Here is a 21146-nt window from a genome sequence, read left to right on the forward strand (position 1 = left end):
CTTTTTCAAAAGATAACAAAATGGAGCGGATGATAACGGGGAGAGTCCAACAAAAAAACAGTTCTAGCACCGAATCATTGCTGAAAATTCTTCTAAAAAAGACCTGCGACAATCGTTGTCACAGGTCTATTCTTACGCAGAATGAGCCGAATCGAGTAATTCTTGCGCATGTTCTAATGCTAATGGCGTGATTTCGGTCCCTGCCAACATGCGCGCGATTTCCCCTACCCGTTCTTGGGGTTTCAAAATATGCACGCGAGTTTCCGTCCGCTCACCGGTGATTTCTTTGGCAATAAAATATTGTGCATCAGCCACCGCCGCAACTTGAGGTAAATGGGTGATACATAAGACTTGCGAATTCTCAGCAATTTGATGAATCTTGTCTGCAATTGCTTGGGCAACGCGTCCGCTAACGCCAGTATCGACTTCATCAAAGACGATACTGGTAACACCTTGGCTTTTAGAGAAAATCGTCTTCAACGCTAGCATCACGCGGGATAATTCCCCACCTGAAGCAACCCGCACCAAGGGTTTCAAAGGTTCCCCCGGATTTGTGGTGATGTAGAATTCGACTTGGTCTAAGCCGTCCTCATGAAACTCACCCTCAGGAACAGCCGAAAAACGAACCTCAAACACCGTTCGCTCCATATACAACTCTTGTAGTTCTCGCAAAATATCCTTTTCTAAGTGTCCGGCAATTTCATGACGTAAGTTTCGTAACGCCACTCCAGCAGCCTGTGCTTGCTGCTCTTTTTCTGCCAACAAAGCGGCCAGCTGTTCTGTCTTGCCTTCCAGAAAATCCGCATCAGCCAATTCACGAGAAATTTCTTCTTGATAATCTAAGATTTGTTGAATACTGTCGCCATATTTGCGTTTCAATAAGCGAATGACTTCTAAACGGGATTCCACCTCATTCAAACGATTTTCATCCCACTCTAGTCCATCCATCTGCCGCGAAAGGTCCGTCGCCGCTTCTTGCAGTTGATAGTAACTGCTTTGGATTGCATCTGAAATCTGTTGATAAGCAGGATCGAGGGTTTCAATGCTGCTCATTTCATTCATGGCAACCCCAATCTGGTCCAGACTGCTGCTATCACTATTAAGGGCCTCATAACTAACCGCTAAAGCTGAAACGATTCGTTGATAGTTCGCTAGTTTTTCCCGTTCCTCCATTAGCTGGTCATCTTCCCCAACTGTCAAAGCGGCACTGGTGATCTCATCTAACTGAAAATGCAGCATATCCATGCGTTGAGCAAATTCTTTTTCGTTTTTTTGACGATCCCGGACTTTCTTGCGAATCAGTTGCAACTCTTCATAGGCAATATGATAGCGTTCCTTCAATTGTAGGAGTGGTTTGCCACCAAATTCATCCAGCATCGCCAAATGACGATCCGCATGCATCAGCTCTTGGTGCTCATTTTGTCCGTGGATATCGACTAAATATTCACCAATCCGGCGTAAATTGGCAATATTTACCAAATGACCGTTGACGCGACAGACATTCTTGCCAGAGGCGGTAATATCCCGCTGCACCACCAATTGGTCTTCATCAAATTCAATCCCCAGCTCCACTAATAGATTCTTGATTTCTGGATTTTGCGGTAGGCTAAATAGCCCCTCCAAGGTACATTTACTGGCGCCTTGGCGAATAAAATCAGCCGAGCCACGACCACCAGCCAATAAACCCATCGCATCAATAATAATTGATTTTCCGGCCCCCGTCTCACCAGTCAAAACGGTCATACCTTGCTGAAAGCTCAACTGTAACGAAGAAATAATGGCAAAATTTTTAATAGATAATTCTTCTAACATTTCAACACCTCATTATAGGTATTCCAAAAACGCATTTTTCAACTTCTCAGCGCCCTCTTCGGTACGCGCCACCATCAAGATATGGTCATCATCCGCCACGGAGGCGAATAACAGCTCACCAAAACGTTTATCAATTAAGTTGGCGATAGCTGAAGCATTACCAGGAATCGTTTGTAACACGACAAACTTTTCCATTTGATCAACGGCCACGAAGGCATCCCGCATGATTTTCTCTAAGCGCTGGGTCACATCTTCCTTGGTTTCAGCCGGTAAACTGTAATGATAGCTCCCATTTGGTCCCGGTACTTTGACTAATTTCATTTCCTTAATGTCACGGCTGATTGTCGCCTGGGTGACTTCAATACCCTGCTCTTTTAAAATACGTACAAAATCTTCTTGTTTCTGTATATCGTACTCGGATAATAATCGCGTGATCAAGCGATGTCGATCTTTCTTTCGCATGTCATCCGCTCCTTTACTTCATTCTCGCATTTATCATAACGTATTTTTATACAGAAGGAAAGCTGCGACGGTTGCTTTTATGACTGTTTAAACAAAAAGAAAACCTTCGTTTCTGCCATAAGTTGCAGGACAGACGAAGGTTAGCGTTTATTTTTCTAAAGATTGGTGTGCCGCTTGCACCACTTGCGAGGGATCAACCAGTACTTCCTCATCGGTGGCAGTTGGCTTCACTAAATGCAGTAAAAACTCAATGTTCCCTTCACCACCTGTGATGGGGGAATAATCTAGGCCTTGAACCATAAAGCCGGTTTGCTGCGCAAAGGCGATAATTTCTTTGATGACCATTTCATGGACTTCAGGATCACGCACAATGCCCTTTTTCCCTACTAACTCTTTGCCGGCTTCAAACTGAGGCTTGATTAAGGCGATGACGGAACCACCTTCTTTTAAAATGGCAAAAAGTGGGGGGAGGATTAAGCGCAGTGAGATAAAGGACACATCAATAGTCGCGATATCTGGGGCACCCTGGTCAAAATCTGCCGGTTGGCTGTAACGGAAATTTGTCCGTTCCATCACCACAACCCGCGGGTCTTGCCGAATCTTCCAAGCTAACTGATTGTAGCCGACATCTAGGGCATAGCTCATTTTTGCGCCATTTTGCAGTGCCACGTCGGTAAAGCCGCCAGTAGAAGCGCCAATATCTAAAACAGTCTTATCCTGCATCTCAATGCCAAAAACTTTTAAGGCTTTTTCCAGCTTCAATCCACCACGGGAAACATACGCTAAGCCACCGCCTTTAGTATGAAGGGGTGTTTCCAAAGCAATTTTTTCCCCCGGCTTGTCCAGACGTTCATTTTTATCGTTATACACAAGTCCCGCCATCACGCCGCGTTTGGCTTTTTCCCTTGTTTCAAACAAACCTTGTTCAAATGCCAATACATCGACACGTTCTTTTTTCATCTCAATACTCCTTCAATTCCAATTCCTGTAAAACTTCTCGTAACAACTCGCCTTGAAAACTAGGTGCCTCTTCTAAAGTCAGAACCAGTTGGCGGGCCTTAGCTAATTGCTCTTGTAATGCCTCTTTAGCACCAGTGATTCCTAGTAAACTAGGATAGGTACTTTTGGTCAATTCCGCATCACGTCCAGTATTTTTACCTAGCTCCGCTGAACTAGCTAAGACATCTAACAAGTCATCGCGAATTTGAAACGCTAGTCCAATAATTGCGCCTAAATTAGCCAGCTGTTGAACGACTTCTTCCGGTTGCTCAGCTAAAATACCACCCGCTAATAAAGCAAAACGTAATAATGCACCGGTTTTGCCTTCATGAACCGCCATCAACGCCTCAAGATCCAGCTGCTGCTCTTCACCTAAAATATCACCCATTTGGCCGGCTACCATGCCCCCAATACCTGCCGCCTGTGACAATTGCTGAATCAAAAGAATTTTCTGTTCTGCTGGTAAAATCGCCAACGATAACTGTTGAAAAGCCGCCGTTAACAAGCCATCCCCGGCCAAAGTAGCGGTAGCTTCGCCAAAAACGACATGGTTGGTCGGTTTGCCGCGTCGTAATTGATCGTCATCCATCGCTGGTAGATCATCGTGGATCAAAGAATAGGTATGGATCATCTCTAAAGCTGCTGCCGTTTGATACATGCCCACCGTCAATTCTTTTTGAAAACTAGCAGCGGTGGTCAAGACTAATAAGGGCCGCAGTCGTTTGCCACCCGCCTCAATAGAATAGGACATTGCTTCCGTTAGCCGCGGACTTTGACTATATTCCTGTAAAAAAGACAGCATTTCCTTTTCGATTTTAGGAATTTGTTCTTGGCGAAAGCTAGTCAAGCTCATGCTTCTGCTCCTTCAAAAGGAACCTCTTCCTGTCCGTCCATCATTTTAGCTAAGGTTTTTTCAGCCTTCTCAAGGGTATCTTGACATTGTTTACTTAATTCCATGCCTTTTTGAAAAGCTGCTAAAGCTTCTTCTAGCGGCACATCGCCTTTTTCTAAACGGGTCACAATTTGCTCTAGCTCATTTAGAGAGGCTTCAAATGATTGTTCACTCATGATTTTGCTCCTTTTCCATTACTTGTGCTTGCACTTGGCCATCGGCAAAATGAACCGTGATTTCATCAGCTACGGCAAGCTCCGCAACGCTTTTTAATACTTGGCTCTCCTTCGTCGTATACGTATAGCCCCGTTGCATGATTTTGAGGGGACTTAAGAGATCCAGTGCTTGAATGTCTTGATAAAATGCTTCCTTTTTCTTTTCTAAAAGTCGCTCCATCGCATCTCGTAAAGCCTTGTCAGCATATAAGGTGCGCTGTTTATTTTCTAAAACTCGGTTTTTAGGAGTCGCTAATTGCAAGCGATGATTACCAAGTTGCCAATCCTCACGCTTTTGGAGAAACAGCTGGCGCATCGTTTGGCCTAAACGTAAGCCTAATTGATCCAGCTTTTGACTTTGTGCCTCATAAAGCCGTTCCGGTTGCCGAAAGACATAAGCATCCCGCAAGCGTTGATATTGTTGCTCTTTTTGTTTGATTAAATGCAGCAATGCTTGTTCTAAACGTGTACGTTTTTCTTTGATCTTCACGACCTCTTCCGTCAAAACCGGTACCGCTAATTCAGCTGCGGCGGTAGGCGTAGCCGCTCGAACATCTGCCACTAAATCCGCAATGGTGGTATCTGTTTCATGACCGACAGAAGAGATGATGGGCGTCTTAGCCTCGGCAATCGTTCGTGCCACTAGTTCTTCATTAAAGGGCCACAAATCCTCAATTGAACCACCACCGCGCCCAATAATCATGACATCAAAGTCCGCTTCATCTGCGCGCTTGATATTTTTCGCAATATCATCTGCCGCTTGCTCCCCTTGAACCAAGGTAGGATATAGGACGATTTGAGCAATGGGATACCGCCGCCGGGCAGTGGTAATAATATCTCGGATCACCGCACCACTAGGGCTAGTCACTACTGCGATTCGTTTAGGAAACCGTGGTAGTGGCTGTTTAGGCAAATCAAATAAGCCTTCTTGTAACAGCTTGGCCTTCAATTGCTCATAAGCCTGATAAAGAGCCCCCACACCGTCTGGCTCCATATGTTCAATATAAATCTGATAGTTACCACTGGCTTCGTACAAGGAAATACGGCCAACTACCAGCACCTTCATGCCTTCTTCTGGCTTGAATTTAATTTTTTGAAAGGCGCCTTTAAACATGATGGCTGAAATTTTAGCACCATCATCTTTCAGGCTGAAATATTGATGCGCATTGGCCCGCGGGCGAAAATTGGAGATTTCCCCCGTAAGATATACGCGCTCAAGATAAGGATCTGCTTCAAATTTTCGTTTTAGGTATTTCGTCAATGCCGTGACGGTTAAATAATCTTGTGCCATAATTGCCTCACTTTGCTGCGTCAATCGTCTGTTTTAACAACATCGTAATCGTCATCGGTCCAACGCCTTTAGGGACCGGCGTGATCAGACTGGCGATTTCGGCCACTTCGTCAAACGCCACATCTCCCATCAACTTGCCATTTTCATCCCGGTTCATGCCCACGTCGATGACCACTGCCCCCGGTTTAACAAATTCTTTGGTAACAAAGCGTCCCTTCCCAATAGCCACAACTAAAATATCGGCTTCTCGCGCAACTGCTGGTAAATCTCTCGTACGGGAATGAGTCATAGTAACGGTGGCATCTACCATTAGTAACAGTTGTGCCATCGGCTTTCCGACGATATTACTCCGACCGATTACCACGGCATGTTTCCCTGCTAAAGAGACATTATAGGCCGCCAACATTTTCATAATCCCATAAGGCGTGCAAGGAATCTTATCAGGATCTCCAATCAACAAACGCCCCATATTGACGGGATGGAAGCCATCCACATCTTTTCGAGGATCAATGGCTAGTAAAACCCGTTCACTGTCGATATGTTTTGGTAAGGGTAACTGTACTAGAATTCCGTGGAAGGCTGGATCATTGTTGTAAAGGTCGATTTCAGCTAATAATTCTGCTTCTGAAATTGTCTCCGGCAAACGTTCCACGCGTGAACGAATCCCAACTTTTTCTGCAGCTAATTCCTTATTACGGACGTAGATCTCACTAGCAGGATCTTGTCCCACGAGGAGGACCACCAATCCTGGTCGAATTCCGCGTTTCTCCAACGCGCGTACTTCTTCTTTCATCTCTGCTTGCATTTTATCCGCTAGTTCGCGGCCATTCATAATCGTCATGCAGCGACACCTCCTCAACTAATGGCTTTATTCTATCATAGCTTTCCTAGAAAAAAGATAAAGTTGCGTTAAAATACCGCCTTTATTCCAAATTTCATTAAGAAACTCCGTTTTTCAGGTCACGAAAAAAGACTCGAAATTATTCCGAGTCTTTCATTACATTTGACAACACACCATTGATAAAGCGGCGTGATTGATCATCACTGAATTCTTTAGCCAATTCTAAGGCCTCGTTTAGAGCGACCGTAGCGGGCACATCGTCCACATAACGCATTTCAAAAATAGCCATGCGTAAGATCACTAAATCCATTTTAGCTAAACGATTTAATGTCCACTTAGCACTTAGATGCTTCGTGATTTCTTCATCCAATTCATGCTGCTTTGCACAAACGCCGCCTACCAATGTATCCAAGTACACGGGGACAAAAGCATCGCCTTCTTCATTCAGTAATTCTTCATGATCCAGCAAAAGTGCTTCCCGGATCGCATCTTGTTTTGATAAGTCCACATTGAAATCCAGTGGGAACAATGCTTGTAGGGCTTTCTCACGAATTTCGTGACGGCTTAATTCTTTACTCATTTTCTTCCTCTTCATCATTGAATAATTCATCATAGTCAGGTGTTGCTAGTTTTTCTGGCACAACAGCTACGATATGAACATTGACCTCTGCTAAATCGAGATCGGTCATAAATAGAACTTGCTGTTTCACTCGTTCTTGCATTTCCAGTGCTACTTTAGGCACTGAAACGCCATAGTTTAGGTAGCAATAGATGTCGATTTTCAAACCATCTTCTTCGATTTTCAAGTAGACTCCTTTACCGTGGGAAGCACGACCCAACAATTCGGTCACATTGGAAGCAAATGTCCCTCGCATCCCATAAACACCTTCAACTTTAGAAGCTGCGATCCCAATAATGATCTCGATGACTTCTGGCGCGATGACGATTTCGCCCAAGTTGTCTTTATTTTCAATGACTAAGTTACGTTCTTCTGCCATCTTGATCCTCCTATGCGCGAGACACGTAAGTCCCGTCGGTTGTATTAATAATCAATTTATCGCCCTGGTTTACAAAGAATGGCACGTTGACATTCAAGCCTGTTTCCATTGTTGCCGGTTTTCCTCCACCAGAAGACGTATCCCCTTTGATGTTTGGCTCTGTTTCAGCGACTTCCAACACCACCGTGTTTGGCAAGTCTACTCCTAAAATTTCTGAACCGTACATGATGACATTGACTTCCATGTTTTCTAACATATATTTCAACTCATCTTGAATTTGTTCTGTTGGGATCTCAATTTGTTCATAAGATTCTAAATCCATAAACACATGGTTGCCACCAGATTCATACAAATATTGCATTTTACGATTATCGATCTGGGCTTTTGCCACTTTTTCACCGGCGCGGAATGTTTTTTCCTGAACAGCACCTGTTCGCAAATTTTTTAATTTCGAACGGACGAAAGCAGCTCCTTTGCCGGGTTTCACGTGTTGAAAATCTACGACACGCCAAATTCCGCCATCAACTTCAATAGTTAAACCTGTTTTAAAATCATTTACTGAAATCATGATCGTTTCCTCCTACTCTCCGACTAGGCAGCAGACTGCCTCCTACCCTCTTAGTTTACCATTTCTTCAGATAACACGCTATAACGAAAGGTGCCTTAGAGAATGATCAATTCTTTCGGTGAATGTGTCAAGACCTGGTTCCCTGTTTCTGTGATTAGCAAATCATCCTCAATCCGAACGCCGCCAATACCTGGTAAGTAAATTCCGGGTTCATCTGTGATGACATTGCCAACAACAAATTGTTTTTCAGCCAAACGAGAAACGTTAGGACCTTCATGGATCTCTAACCCGATACCATGACCAGTGGAGTGACCAAAAGCATCTCCATAACCTTTTTCAGTAATATAATCCCGCGCAATGGCATCTAATTGGACACCAGTTAAGCCAGGTTGCGCCGCATCTAGAACTTTTAGCTGAGCATCCAATACGATTTGGTAAATTTCTTTCAATTTTGCGCCTGGATCGCCAATAGCAAATGTCCGCGTCATATCAGAAACATACCCTTGGTAGTAGCAACCAAAATCTAACGTGATCAAGTCGCCTTTTTCAATGACTTTTTCACTGGCAACCCCGTGAGGCATAGCCGAACGCAAGCCGCTAGCGACAATCGTGTCAAAGGAAACGCCGCTGGCACCTAAAGAACGCATATAGAAATCTAGTTGGTTCGCCACTTCGATTTCAGTCATGCCTGGTTTAATCATCTTCAAGACATATTCAAAACCTTGATCCGCAATCGCACAAGCTTTTTCAATAATGGCGATTTCGTCTTCATCTTTGACTTCCCGTAATCCTTCAATCATGCCCGCTACTGGGATCAAATCGCAAGGAACGATTTCTTCTAATTGACTATACGCCGCAAAAGTCACTTGAGTTTCTTCAAAAGCCAAATTTTTCAGTTGGTCTTGTTCAGCAATTTTTACGATTTCATCAAAGATAGGTCCTTGGTTTTGCACGATTTCATAGCCTTGTGCTTGGGCGGCCGCTTGTTCGGTATAGCGGAAATCAGTGACAAAATAAGCCTTCTCTTGGGTGATAACGGCTAAGCCAGTTGTTCCAGTAAAGTTAGTCAAGTAACGCAGGTTGTACATGCTAGTCACTAAAAAAGCATCCAACCCATCTTTTTTCATTGCTTTACGTAAATTATCTACTCGGTACATATTCTCCATCCTCTCTTAAACAATTCATGGCTATTATAACAAAGTTTCGCGTTTTAAGGGGAAAGAGTTGTCCGAAGCTGTATGTTTTCTTAAAAGTTTTAAGAAAGAACCAAGTCCAGTGACAAGATCTTAGGGTTAGCTTATGCTTAAAGTAAGGAGGTCTTTATGAAAGGACGACAGATTATGACGCTAATTATTAGCTTGCTGCTAGTAGGATGCAGTCTCATCCTCTACGCACATTTTATTGAACCCAAACGACTTGTGGTGGGGCAACATTCCTTAACAGCCAACAAACAATCCAGTGAAACGGTGCGCATCGTTCAGTTTTCCGATGTCCATCTTAGCCGGTTCTTCACTTTAAACGATTTTGAAAAAGTTATTCACAAAATAAATGCTCAAAAGCCTGATCTCGTTGTTTTTACCGGGGATCTTTTTGACAATTTCAGTCAATATGGTCCTAGCGAAGCAGCTGATTTGCTAGGACAGTTAAATGCACCCTTAGGCAAGTTTGCCGTCTACGGGAATCACGATTATGGTGGGGGCGCCGCTCAAGGATATCACCAAGTAATGAATGCCGGCGGTTTTACGGTCCTTTTAAATGAAGGACGGACAGTCGCGACAACTGGCGGGCACCAGCTATTTTTAGCGGGCGTGGATGATGGTCTGTTAGGCAATGCCGCCTTACAGGAAACTTTTTTGACAATGCCCAAAAGTGATTACAGTATTTTATTAGCCCATGAGCCCGATTTAGCCGACTACTTGACTAACGAGAATGTTCAGCTGGTCCTCTCAGGACATAGCCACGGTGGTCAAGTCAAACTGCCTTTCTTTACCGTCAAAAACCAGTTAGCCAAACACTATACTGCAGGCTTTTACACATTAGAACGACCTCAACCTACCAAGCTTTACGTTTCCAGCGGTATCGGTACTACCGCGTTACCACTACGTTTTGGAGTGCCTCCTCGCATTGAATGCTTCGATATCAACCTATAAAAAAAGCGACTGTTCAGTGAACAGTCGTTTTTTTACCAACTTGCTTTTTTGACGCCAGGAATCTCACCTAAGTGAGCGTGTTGCCTGAAGTTGACCCGAGACATACCAAATTTACGCATATAACCACGCGGACGACCATCAATCAAATCGCGATTTTTCAAACGATTAGGATTAGCATCCTTAGGTAATTTTGCTAAACCAGCATAGTCCTTGTTGGCTTTTAATTCTTGACGTAATTCAGCGTATTGAGCAACTAAAGCTTGTTGTTTTTTAAATTTTGCAATTTTTGATTTTTTTGCCATAAAAGCTCCTTCTTTATAAAGTGTAATTGTTCCGTTTTGCAACTATACTACGAAGTAAGCTTTTTGGCAATCATTCTGTCTCGCTACACTTAAACTGTTTCTTTGACCATCAAATAGAGGAAATAAGGTGCCCCAATAATCGCCACGACTGTCCCTGCTGGAAGTTCGCCAGTTCCCGGCAAAAGGCGGCCGACTGTGTCAGCAGCTAACAAAATCAACGCGCCTAAAATAGCCGCCGCTGGAAAAAGCTCCCAATGTTTTTTGAAGCCTAAACGACGGGCGATATGAGGGGCAATCAAGCCTAGAAAACCGATGCCACCTGCCACTGAAACGGCTGCTCCAGCTAAGGCCGCCGCCAGTAATAGTAAACGACTCCGACTTTTTTTCACCGCTATGCCAACAGAAATACTCGTTTCGTCCCCTAATTGCATAATGTCTAACACTCGGTGTTGGCGCCAAACTAATGGGTACAGCGCAAGCAACCAAGGTAACAAAGCCCAAACAAAGGTCCAGTTACTTCCCCAAATACTTCCGGCCTGCCACAAAGCCGCAAACCGATATTTTTCTGCGTCAATCTGACTCGTCACTAATAAGCTGATGGCTGTAATCCCGATGCTTAACACCACCCCTGTCAAAACCATACGCAAGGGTGTGATGCCAATCCGCGGTTTATAAGCAGCCGCAAAAATCAACCCAGCACTAAGCAATGCCCCTACTAAGGCAACGAAAGGGAGTAATAAGGGGACGTTGCCACTGGTTTCAACAAAACTGATGAATAGCAGCACGGCCAAACCAGCCCCCGCGTTAATCCCTAAGATACCTGAATCCGCCAATGGATTCTGTGTGATACTTTGCAGAATCGTGCCACTGACACCTAAGGCACTGCCCGCCAGAATCGCAATCAAAATCCGTGGTAGCCGAAAATCAATGACTAAGAGCTGTTGCGCTTTAGTGCCCTCACCCAGAAAAACTTGCAGCAAAGCTGAAAAGGAAATTGCCAACTTGCCATGCGTTAAACTAACTACAATCAAGAGCCCAATCAAGAGCACACTACCGAAAAGCCAAGCTTTTTTCATCCGCCGATTCCTCCTTTACGTGACAATAATAAAAAGAAAGGAATCCCAATCACCGCAATTAAGATACCAAACGGGGTTTCAAAAGGCGGGTTGATGATCCGTGCTAAAAAATCAGCCCAAATCACCAACAACGCACCGCCAGCAATCGAAAGCGGCACTAATTTCCGGTAATTATCCCCCACTAAGCGGCGCAAAAAATGAGGGACGATCAACCCGACAAAACTGATAGCACCGACTAAAGCTACTGCCGTCCCCGCTAGCAATAAGACAACCAAGCTTAGCAACAACCGCAGACGTTGAGGGTTTTTCCCCAGACTGATGGCCGCCTCATCACCAAATCGTAAAATGGTAACGGAAGAAGCATTCATAACTGCCAATAAAAGAGCAACCATAAAAATAGGTGCTGCCACTTGTAATTGTGACCAGGTAATAACAGCCACGCCGCCTAACGTCCAAAACAGTAAATCTTGGCCCAAATCAAATTGTAGGGCTAGTGCCTGACTTAAGGCTACAAATAGCGCACTGATACCGGCACCAACTAATGTCATTCGTAGGGGTGACATTCCGAGCTTCGTCTGCTTGGCTACAAAAAAGATCAAGCCAACACTAATCCCGGCTCCCAGAATGGCAGCCACAAAAACCAGACTTTGCGAAGGGGTATGAAAAAAAACGAAGGTTAAGGCCAGGCCTAAGCCCGCACCAGCGTTGATGCCCAACAAACCTGCATCCGCCAAAGGATTATGCGTAACTCCCTGCATCAAGGTGCCACTAGTGGCCAAGGCTGCGCCAACTAACATACCACCTAATAATCTTGGCAGACGCAGATTGCGAATAATCTGATGAAGCTGATTACTTTTATCGAAGTCAGTGAAGGACTGCCAGACTTCTGCCGTTGGCACTTTAACTGCTCCATTCACCAGAATCAAAATGCTAGAAACAGCTAATAAAACAAGCCCCACCAGCAACCATAAAGCCAGATTGCTGCGCCATTCTCGCATCATACCGTCGACCCCACTTCGTAGCTCACCATAAGCGGACGCTGACTTTTAGCATGACAAATAATTTCCGCCGTAATATCAAAAACTTCTTTTAACAAGGGCTCAGTAATCACTTCACCAGGTGTCCCTTCTTTTACAATCCGCCCCTCTTTCATGGCGATAATCTGATCAGAAAAACGTGAAGCCAAGTTAATGTCATGGATTGTCATGATGATTGTCTTTTTCCGTTCCATATTGATCATCTTCAACACATTTAAAACTTCTAATTGATGCGCCGGGTCCAAATAAGTAGTCGGTTCATCTAGTAAAACGATGTCGGTATCCTGCACTAAGGCCATTGCAATCCAAACCCGTTGCCGCTGTCCTCCTGAAAGAGTTGCTACCGATTGCCGCGCAATGGCCGTCAAGCCCGTCACCTCAAGAGCCCATTGAATCGCCTTTTCATCTTCCTTATCTAAACTGTGCCAACCAGATTGATAGGGGTAACGACCAAAAGAAACCAAATCAAAAACTGATAAGTCGATTTGCGTCTCAGAAGTCTGTGACAAGATTGCCAACTCTTGGGCAATTTCTTTACTAGAATATTGATTCAATTGCTTACCATTCAATAAGACTGAGCCTGACAAATTTGGCAAAATTCGAGCAATGGTTTTTAACAATGTGGTTTTGCCACAGCCATTCGGACCAATAATGCTGGTAATTGTGTCGCTTTCAAAATGATGGTCCAGCCCTTGACTTACAACTGTCCGATCATAGCCAGTCTCTAATTGATTGATCGATAAAATATCCACAAAAAGTCATCCTTTACAATTATGTACAACATTGAGAATTATTCTCAATACTCGCCTTATTATAAAAGAGCCTGGGATAAAAAGCAATTTGAGCTAAACTCCAAAACAAATTGACTTTTCTTCCGCCATAATAGATAATGAGAATCGTTATCAATTAAAAAATTTAGAGGAGTTTGTTATGAAGAAAATAGTATTTGGGATTGCTGCGTTTGCAGCTAGCGCCTTACTTTTAGCCGGTTGTGGCGCTGGTAGTTCTGGTAATTCTAGTAGCTCCACCACTGAAAGCTCGGCGGCTACTGAGCGCACCTTGACGGATAGTCTAGGACACGAAGTCACTGTTCCAGCAAAACCGAAGCGCATCATCGCGAGTTATTTGGAGGATTATCTAGTTGCGTTAGATGAAAAGCCCGTTGCACAATGGACAGTCAACAATAGCAGTATCCAACTCTATCTACAAGATGAATTAAAAGATATTCCCACGATTGACTATGCCTTACCTTATGAAGATGTTTTAAGTTTTGAACCAGACCTTCTTTTAATCAGCAGTTCCGGTTTGGTAGAGGGTGGCAAATATGATGAATATAGCAAAATCGCGCCAACTTACGTGGTTAAAAATGGCGAAACTGTCAATTGGCGTGAACAATTAGCCGATGTCGGAAAAGTTTTAGGGAAAGAAACCGAAGCAAAACAAGTCGAAGCTGATTATGACGCTTTAGCGAAAGAAACTAAAACAGCCCTTGAGAAAAAAGGCGATCAATCCGCGGCTGTTTTATGGATTGTCAATAATCAAGCCTTTATGGTGAGCGAAACACGTTCTAGTGGGGCGGTTTTATACGGTGATTTGGGGATGACCGTTCCTGGACTTGTCAAAGAAATCAGCCAAGAAGCCACTGCTGACTGGAATGCTGTTTCTTTAGAAAAATTATCGCAACTTGATGCCGATCACCTTTTCATCGTCAACAGCGATCCTAAAGCCAGTCTTTTCCAAGAGGATCTTTGGAAAAATATTCCGGCCGTTAAAGCTGGCAATGTGCATGAATTTGGTCCAGAATCAAGCTGGCTATACAATGGTCCAATTGCCAATACTAAAATGATTGAAGACGTGAAAAAGAGTCTCTTAAACTAAAAAAACTGTCAGGTACGGCTTTAACAGCACGTTCCTGACAGTTTTTTTATTATTTAGAAAAGATTACTGAACCAATTGCCAAGGCCTCTAAAGAAGTCTTGGATTCCTTGCCAAAGATTGGTGAAGAAACCTTGATTATCCTGTAAGGTTCCTTCTAGCTTTTCACCAAAGGAGCCTAATTGGTCTCCCAATTGATTGACGGTATCTTTAAAACCTTCGCTGATTTTATCCAATTGAGCTAACGATTCTTTATCTAAAACACCATCGGTTGATTGATATCCTTCAGCTAAGGTCGTCAATTTTTGTATATCTGCCTCACTGGCATATTGGCTAAGATTATTTTTAGCTAACGCATCATTGACGATTTTTTCAATGTCAGCTTTGGTGGCTAGTTCGCCTTGCTTTTCTTTGATTTCAGCTAATTCTTTTTTGATGTCTACTAAAGCTTGACTGACTTGCGCTTTCCAAGCTTCTTCCGCTTTCGCTTTTTCATCAGCACTTAGATCGCTATTTTCAGAATTTGCCTTATCAATAATATTGCTAGAAACTTCAGTTGTCGTGTCCAGCTCATCTTGGGCCAACTGAGCCCGGTCTGCATCAACAGTCTCTCCATTGACTTGGAAAGCCTTATAAACCCCCGTTAAGGCACTTTCTCCCGTGACAGGGACAACACTGGCGACTTTAACCGTAGCATCCGTGATACCGGCGGTTACTAGGGGATTTTTGTATTGGTCAGCGGTAATGACTGTGATATTTTTAGGGGTTACAATCTCAACGTTAATCCCTTTGCCCTTGTCTTCTCTTTTTACGACCACGGAACTGATCATGGCACTATCATCGCCACTACCTGAACCAAGATAATGGATCAAATCAGCGCCAGTCGCCGTATCGCTTTTGACCTCATCTTTAGTAATCCCTAATAATTTCATGGTTTCGTCGATTTGGCTTTGTGAAAGCCCGGCACCAGCTACAAATGTTGGTTTCCCCCAGCGCTCATCGATTGCGGTGGTTTGACTGTCCTGACTATCCGCCCAAACTTGACTGGTGGGAACCGCGGTTGCTATTAAAAGTAGGGCAGCCACGCCTAATACTATTTTTTTCATGATAAATCACACTCCTCCTCTTTATCATAACGAACCTATGGAAAATTGCCACGAACTCAGGCAGTCTTTTAGTAATCATTTACTTTCGTTATAAATACTTAAGAAAAGAGCAGGACCCGCGACTCTTGACAAGCCTCGGATCCAGATTCTTAGTAATATTGCAGATCGCTTCCTACCGAAGGATAGGCCATAATCAGCTGATTGATTTTTTCAGTTGGAACTTTCAAATTGATGATCATGGTCATTAAATTGATCCATTCATCTGCTTTTTCGTTTAGGGTAGCTGCGCCGACAATATTGCCAGCCTGATCTTTGATGATCGTGGCAAATGCCGCTGGGTCATTTGTTCTAAAATAATTGTACCAGCTAGTCATATCCACTGAAGAAATCGTATACTCTTCGCTTTGTTCAGCTGTTTGCCGGGTAATCCCCACCTGCGCCAGTGTTGGAACCGTAAAGACGGCAGTCGGAACTTGTGGGTAGTGAATTGGTTCGGTATTACCGGCAAAGTATTGGCTAAGGTAGCGACCTTCAAAGCCCGCAACAGGTGTCATCTTGGGTTCTTTTTTGGCGATACAGTCCCCCATGGCAAAAATATGTGGTTGCGTCGTTCGTAAATATTCATCGACAACGACGCCTTTAGCGCTATGCTCAATGCCTAATGCCGTTAGACCTAAACCGTCTACATTGGCAATCCGGCCAGTTGCACAGACAACAGCGCCCACTTCGTAAGTTGCTTGATCGGTCTTTAAACGGAAACCAGTGGCTGTTTTTTCCAGACTTTCCGTTTGTTCATTGTAGCGAAAATGGATACCTGCTGCTTGCAATTGCGTTACTAATTTTTCAGCCAACTCTTGATCAAAGCCCCGCAATGGTGTCGCATTATGATGAACTATGGTTACCTCAGCACCGCAGACATTGGCTATGGCGGCTAATTCAAAACTAATATAACCGGCCCCTAAAAAGACGATTTTTTTAGGCAATTCTGCTAAAGCTAAGAAATCTGTGCTGGTAAGAAAATGTTCTTTTCCAGGAATATCTAGTAACCGTGCCCGCTGTCCCGTTGCTAAAATGATGGTTTCCGCTGTCAGTTCCTCAGTACCTATTTGGATTGTGTGGGCATCCTTTAAGACAGCACGTCCTTGGTAATGATCAATGCCGCTCTCTTCAAAGCCTTTGATTCGATCGGGCGAAATAGGATCCGTGTAAGTCTTTTTAAAAGCCATTAACTCTGACCAATCAATCGCCGGAACTTCCCGAAAACCTTTCCCAACTAAGTGCTGAATTTTCCCTCGTGCTTCTTCCGCAGCCATCAAGATTTTTTTAGGATCACACCCTCGGTTAGGACAAGTCCCGCCCCAGAGATTTTCTTCTGCCACTGCTACTGTCTTACCGGCACTTTTTAGATCGAAGGCCAACGATAAACACGCTGGTCCGCTACCGATAATGGCTACATCAACTTTTTTCATTGCGCATCCTCCTTTGAATCTGCTAAATAACGTAAGACATCTTGCGCCGTCAGAACCGTTTCTGCATCCAGGCGTACGCCGCCAGCTTGGGCCAGTTGACTAAATAATCCGCTAATTGGGGTCGTAGTCTGAGCTAGTGGCAGCTCGCTAGCCGTATCGTGACTAACATAACCTTGCTCTTGTAAAAAGCTTACGGGTTGTCCTTCTGGTTGCCAAGTTTTTTCTGTTCCTTTGAAAAATTCTGCTACAAAGGCACTCTTAGGGTGTAACGCGATATTTTCAGGCGTATCACACTGGATCAACTCTCCTTCATGCATCACCGCAATGCGATCGCCTAATTTCATCGCTTCATTCATATCATGCGTGACAAAGACGATGGTATTTTTAAATTGTTTGTGCAGATCCAACAATAAATTCTGCAGCTGATCCCTGGAAATCGGGTCCAAGGCACTGAAAGGTTCATCCATCAAGACCACATCTGGTTCGGCTGCCAAAGCGCGCAAAATCCCGACTCGTTGTTGTTCCCCACCTGATAGTTCACTTGGCATGCGTTTGGCATAAACGTCAGGTTCTAAATGGACCGCCTCTAAGAGACTGCGCGCTTTGGCGTTGCGTTTTTCTTTGGACCAGCCTAGCATTTCGGGGATAACTTCGATATTTTCCAAAACCGTCATAGTCGGAAAAAGCGCAATTTGTTGCAACACATACCCCATCTGCCAACGCAGTTTTTGAATATCGTACTCTTTGACACGCTTGCCTTTAAAATAAATATCGCCATCCGTCGGTACTTGTAAGGCATTCATCATTTTAAGTGACGTCGTTTTGCCACTACCAGATGAGCCCACTAAGACAAAAATTTCACCGGTTCTAATTTCAAAGGAAACGTCAGCTAAGGCCTTTTTGCCATTAAATGTTTTGCCGACATGATCAAAAACAATCAATTCTTTCATTGCTGACCACCTCCGATCAAGCCTTTTTTCACTAAATAATCATGAGCTACTTGGTCTGGTTGCTGGCCTTCTACATTGACCGCATAGTTCATATCAATCATCTCATCCTCGGTAATCTGTCCCTTTAATTTTTCCAAACTAGCTACGATTTTAGGATGCTTTTCCGCAAAATCTTGCCGTAATACGGGAGCTCCCTGGTATGGCGGGAAGAGATGCTGATCATCTTCTAAGGTAACTAAATCATACTGCTTGATTTCACTATCAGTCGAGTAGGCATCGATGAGGTTGACATCGCCATTGTTAATGGCGGTATAGCGTAATGCCGGTTCCATTGAACTGACTTCAAAATTCAATTGATATTTTTCTTGGATACCCTTGTAGCCGTCACTACGATCAATAAACTCTAACGTAAAACCGGCATGCAGCTGATCCTGCACTTTAATCAAATCTGAAATTGTTTTTAGCTCATGCTCTTCTGCAAAGCTCCGCTTAACAGCTAAAGCATAGGTATTTTGGTAGGCCATCGGAGCCAAAAAGTCCATCTGGTATTGCTCAGCTAACAATTTTTTGGCTAGCTCATAGGTCTCCTCCGAACTGAAAACCTGTCCTTGTTGGGCCTTAGGAACCTCAACTAACGACTCCAGCACGGTACCTGTAAACTCTGGATAGATATCAATTTGATTATGCTCCAACGCACTAAAAAGAAAAGAAGTCTTCCCAAAGTTAGGCTTCAGCTCGACCGTCACATCTTCTGTCTCCGCTTCAATCAATTCTTTATACATGTTGATTAAAATATCTGGCTCTGCTCCCAGTTTGCCGGCAATCGTGACGGTTTCTTTTTGGAACATCTGTGATTGAGATAACCCGATCCCACCTAATAAGAGAAACAGTGCCGCTAAACTGATTAAGGTCGTCCGAGGACGCGCTTTTTGCAGCAAACGGATAGCTGTACTGAAAATGATTGCTAATAAAGCGGAGCTAATCGCCCCAATCAAAATCAGATTCGTATCATTGCGGTCGATTCCCAGTAGGATAAAGGTCCCCAAACCGCCAGCCCCAATCAAAGCCGCTAAAGTAGCTGTCCCAATAATTAGGACCAACGCAGTCCGAATCCCGGAAATAATCACGGGTAACGCAATTGGTAGCTCTACTTTTCGCAATTTCCGCATGCGGCTCATCCCGAAAGCATCCGCCGCCTCCTCTAAGGATGGATCAATTTCACTTAAGCCAATATAAGTATTTTGAAAAATTGGTAATAGAGCGTAAATCACTAACGCAATAATAGCTGGTGGCGTTCCGATTCCTACAAAGGGAATCAATAGCCCTAGTAACGCCAGTGACGGAATCGTCTGCAAAACACCAGTGACTTGCAGCATAACTTCGGCCATTTTTTTATACCGTACGAGCCAAATCGCCAAGGGAATCGCAATCAGCATCGCTAAAAGTAATGCAATCAGCGAGATACTAATATGTTCAATTAAGGCACTTGCCAATTGTTCTTTACGTTCAGTAAAGGTTTGTATCAATGAATTCATAATTGCCTCCTGTCTTCAATAATCTGCTAATGTAGACTACTCCTTCATTGTATCGTAGAGGCTTAAATAATTCGAAAGATACGGTTTATTCAGGACACAAAAAAACGCCACCCGGCAGGTAGCGTTCAACAGTGAGCACCAACCGTTAGACTTCGACTAACGGAAGGCGAAAACTTTTTATTCTGGCAAAGCATTACGCTCTGCTAATTCTTTGAACCAGTGACCGCTTTTTTTCACGGTCCGTTTATAATTATCCTCTAAATCAACACGGTAGAAGCCGTAACGATTACGGTAACCATTCAGCCATGACCAGCAATCAACAAAGGTCCAGGCTTGATAACCAAAGCACTGACTGCCGGCTTCAATCCCTTGATGCAGGTAATTTAGATGGTCGATCATAAATTCAATGCGATAGTCATCTTGAATTTCTCCTGACTCATCCATAAAGCGCTCCTCGTCAGCGACACCCATCCCATTCTCAGAAACATACCAAGGAATATTTCGGTACTCATCTCGCATCATGATTGCGACATCGTATAACGCCTCTGGATAGATTTCCCAGCCGCGGTAAGGATTGATTTTCTTATCCGGCCAGTCATAATGTGCAAATAAATCACTCACGTCTTGGGCTGGCTGTTTAGGATTCGTCGGTGCTTGTACGCGACCTGGCTGATAATAGTTTAAACCAATAAAGTCGACAGTATTCGCTGCCATCCGTGCTTTATCTGCCGCTTCCGTTACCGGCAACAGCTCATTTTCAGCTAAAAGTGTCACTAATTTTTCCGGTACTGTCCCAAAAACAGCTGGGTCTAAAAAGCTCTTGATATTTAATAAATCAGCATTTTCTTTCGCTTTTAAATCAGCCGGCTCGTCACTACGACTGTAGGCTGGCGAAACATTCAGGATAATACCGATTTGGCCCTTTGGCATTACTTGTCGGAAAGCTTCAACTGCCGCAACATGCGCCATCAACGTATGATAGCCAACTTGGACAGCTTTTTTAAAATCATGAATTGCGGGATAATGGTAGCCGTACAAATAACCGGATTCAATATGCACCATTGGTTCGTTGAATGTCGTCCACATATCAACTAAATCACCAAATTGTTCAAAAGCTGTTTTGGCATAAAAACCAAAGGCCTCGACAGATTCCCGGTTTTCCCAGCCACCTTTTTCCATCAACCACCACGGCATATCAAAATGGAACAGGTTCATGATTGGTTTCACGCCGGCCTCATTCATTTTGGTAAAATAGTCTCGATAAAATGCGACTGCCTCTGGATTTAGCGTTTTACCATCAGGTAATAAACGGGTCCAGGCAATCGACGTCCGGAAAGAATTCATGCCGATTTTCCGCATCCGCTTAATATCATCAGCATAAAACTCGTACATGTTGGACGTGTTTTCAGGCCCTTGATCAGCGTTGAATTTTTCAGGTGCTAGTTCAAACCATTTGTCCCAAGTTGAAGGTGACTTGCCATTTTTAGAACTATGGCCTTCTGTTTGCGGTGCTGAGGCAGCTGCGCCCCATAAAAAGTTTTCTGGAAATTGTTTCATGTTGGTTCCTC

The 21146-nt window shown here is 43.9% G+C and carries 22 protein-coding genes; 2 read left to right on the top strand and 20 right to left on the bottom strand.

The window, feature by feature from the left end; genetic code table 11:
- Nucleotides 1-132 precede the first annotated feature (132 nt).
- The 11 genes from recN to ECA01S_RS05955 all read right to left on the bottom strand — a co-directional run bounded on the left by recN (nt 133) and on the right by ECA01S_RS05955 (nt 9235).
- Complete coding sequence (gene recN, locus ECA01S_RS05905) at nt 133-1812, bottom strand: DNA repair protein RecN (RefSeq protein ID WP_067392566.1); 1680 nt, start codon at nt 1810-1812, stop codon at nt 133-135.
- Between the two features lie 12 nt (nt 1813-1824).
- A complete protein-coding gene (argR, locus tag ECA01S_RS05910) occupies nt 1825-2274 on the bottom strand; it encodes an arginine repressor (RefSeq protein WP_067392569.1) in 450 nt (149 codons plus the stop codon).
- A gap of 147 nt (nt 2275-2421) precedes the next feature.
- Nucleotides 2422-3234, bottom strand: coding sequence for a TlyA family RNA methyltransferase (locus tag ECA01S_RS05915; protein ID WP_067392572.1), 813 nt, complete (start codon nt 3232-3234; stop codon nt 2422-2424).
- Nucleotide 3235: 1 nt separating this feature from the next.
- Nucleotides 3236-4120, bottom strand: coding sequence for a polyprenyl synthetase family protein (locus tag ECA01S_RS05920; protein WP_281176655.1), 885 nt, complete (start codon nt 4118-4120; stop codon nt 3236-3238).
- A 2-nt stretch (nt 4121-4122) separates the two neighbouring features.
- Nucleotides 4123-4341, bottom strand: a complete 219-nt coding sequence (locus ECA01S_RS05925; protein WP_067392579.1) for an exodeoxyribonuclease VII small subunit — start codon at nt 4339-4341, stop codon at nt 4123-4125.
- Nucleotides 4334-5671 (bottom strand): exodeoxyribonuclease VII large subunit, encoded by a 1338-nt coding sequence (xseA, locus tag ECA01S_RS05930; RefSeq protein WP_067392582.1) that lies wholly within the window; start codon nt 5669-5671, stop codon nt 4334-4336. Before xseA ends, ECA01S_RS05925 begins: the two co-directional genes overlap by 8 nt.
- 7 nt (nt 5672-5678) lie before the next feature.
- A complete protein-coding gene (locus ECA01S_RS05935) occupies nt 5679-6512 on the bottom strand; it encodes a bifunctional methylenetetrahydrofolate dehydrogenase/methenyltetrahydrofolate cyclohydrolase (RefSeq protein ID WP_067392585.1) in 834 nt (277 codons plus the stop codon).
- A gap of 139 nt (nt 6513-6651) precedes the next feature.
- Entirely contained in the window at nt 6652-7092 is a 441-nt protein-coding gene (gene nusB / locus ECA01S_RS05940) for a transcription antitermination factor NusB (protein ID WP_067392588.1), read from the bottom strand.
- The gene (locus ECA01S_RS05945; RefSeq protein ID WP_067392591.1) at nt 7085-7510 is read right to left on the bottom strand and encodes an Asp23/Gls24 family envelope stress response protein; all 426 of its coding nucleotides are present in this window, start codon (nt 7508-7510) and stop codon (nt 7085-7087) included. The genes nusB and ECA01S_RS05945 overlap by 8 nt, the downstream gene beginning before the upstream one ends.
- A gap of 10 nt (nt 7511-7520) precedes the next feature.
- The gene (gene efp, locus ECA01S_RS05950) at nt 7521-8078 is read right to left on the bottom strand and encodes an elongation factor P (RefSeq protein ID WP_067392593.1); all 558 of its coding nucleotides are present in this window, start codon (nt 8076-8078) and stop codon (nt 7521-7523) included.
- A 95-nt stretch (nt 8079-8173) separates the two neighbouring features.
- Nucleotides 8174-9235 (bottom strand): M24 family metallopeptidase, encoded by a 1062-nt coding sequence (locus ECA01S_RS05955; protein WP_067392596.1) that lies wholly within the window; start codon nt 9233-9235, stop codon nt 8174-8176.
- A 165-nt stretch (nt 9236-9400) separates the two neighbouring features.
- Here ECA01S_RS05955 and ECA01S_RS05960 point away from each other — a divergent pair, with 165 nt between their 5' ends.
- Entirely contained in the window at nt 9401-10228 is an 828-nt protein-coding gene (locus ECA01S_RS05960) for a metallophosphoesterase (RefSeq protein WP_067392599.1), read from the top strand.
- A 32-nt stretch (nt 10229-10260) separates the two neighbouring features.
- Here ECA01S_RS05960 and rpsN read toward each other — a convergent pair whose 3' ends face one another.
- The 4 genes from rpsN to ECA01S_RS05980 form a co-directional block, all read right to left on the bottom strand.
- Complete coding sequence (rpsN, locus tag ECA01S_RS05965; RefSeq protein ID WP_067392602.1) at nt 10261-10530, bottom strand: 30S ribosomal protein S14; 270 nt, start codon at nt 10528-10530, stop codon at nt 10261-10263.
- Between the two features lie 89 nt (nt 10531-10619).
- A complete protein-coding gene (locus ECA01S_RS05970) occupies nt 10620-11606 on the bottom strand; it encodes a FecCD family ABC transporter permease (protein WP_067392605.1) in 987 nt (328 codons plus the stop codon).
- A complete protein-coding gene (locus ECA01S_RS05975; protein WP_067392608.1) occupies nt 11603-12607 on the bottom strand; it encodes a FecCD family ABC transporter permease in 1005 nt (334 codons plus the stop codon). The genes ECA01S_RS05970 and ECA01S_RS05975 overlap by 4 nt, the downstream gene beginning before the upstream one ends.
- Nucleotides 12604-13395 (bottom strand): ABC transporter ATP-binding protein, encoded by a 792-nt coding sequence (locus ECA01S_RS05980; protein ID WP_067392611.1) that lies wholly within the window; start codon nt 13393-13395, stop codon nt 12604-12606. The genes ECA01S_RS05975 and ECA01S_RS05980 overlap by 4 nt, the downstream gene beginning before the upstream one ends.
- 178 nt (nt 13396-13573) lie before the next feature.
- Here ECA01S_RS05980 and ECA01S_RS05985 point away from each other — a divergent pair, with 178 nt between their 5' ends.
- Complete coding sequence (locus ECA01S_RS05985) at nt 13574-14521, top strand: ABC transporter substrate-binding protein (protein ID WP_067392614.1); 948 nt, start codon at nt 13574-13576, stop codon at nt 14519-14521.
- Between the two features lie 53 nt (nt 14522-14574).
- Here ECA01S_RS05985 and ECA01S_RS05990 read toward each other — a convergent pair whose 3' ends face one another.
- The 5 genes from ECA01S_RS05990 to ECA01S_RS06010 form a co-directional block, all read right to left on the bottom strand.
- On the bottom strand, nt 14575-15624 hold the full coding sequence (locus ECA01S_RS05990) for a DUF1002 domain-containing protein (protein ID WP_067392617.1): 1050 nt from the start codon (nt 15622-15624) through the stop codon (nt 14575-14577).
- Nucleotides 15625-15773: 149 nt separating this feature from the next.
- Nucleotides 15774-17093, bottom strand: a complete 1320-nt coding sequence (locus tag ECA01S_RS05995) for a dihydrolipoyl dehydrogenase family protein (protein ID WP_067392619.1) — start codon at nt 17091-17093, stop codon at nt 15774-15776.
- Nucleotides 17090-18043 (bottom strand): ABC transporter ATP-binding protein, encoded by a 954-nt coding sequence (locus tag ECA01S_RS06000; protein WP_067392622.1) that lies wholly within the window; start codon nt 18041-18043, stop codon nt 17090-17092. The genes ECA01S_RS05995 and ECA01S_RS06000 overlap by 4 nt, the downstream gene beginning before the upstream one ends.
- Nucleotides 18040-19578, bottom strand: a complete 1539-nt coding sequence (locus ECA01S_RS06005; protein WP_067392625.1) for an ABC transporter permease/substrate-binding protein — start codon at nt 19576-19578, stop codon at nt 18040-18042. Before ECA01S_RS06005 ends, ECA01S_RS06000 begins: the two co-directional genes overlap by 4 nt.
- Nucleotides 19579-19755: 177 nt before the next feature.
- Nucleotides 19756-21135, bottom strand: a complete 1380-nt coding sequence (locus tag ECA01S_RS06010) for a glycoside hydrolase family 1 protein (protein ID WP_067392627.1) — start codon at nt 21133-21135, stop codon at nt 19756-19758.
- Nucleotides 21136-21146: the final 11 nt, after the last annotated feature.

Source organism: Enterococcus canis NBRC 100695, from assembly GCF_001544375.1.
GTDB lineage: Bacteria > Bacillota > Bacilli > Lactobacillales > Enterococcaceae > Enterococcus_H > Enterococcus_H canis.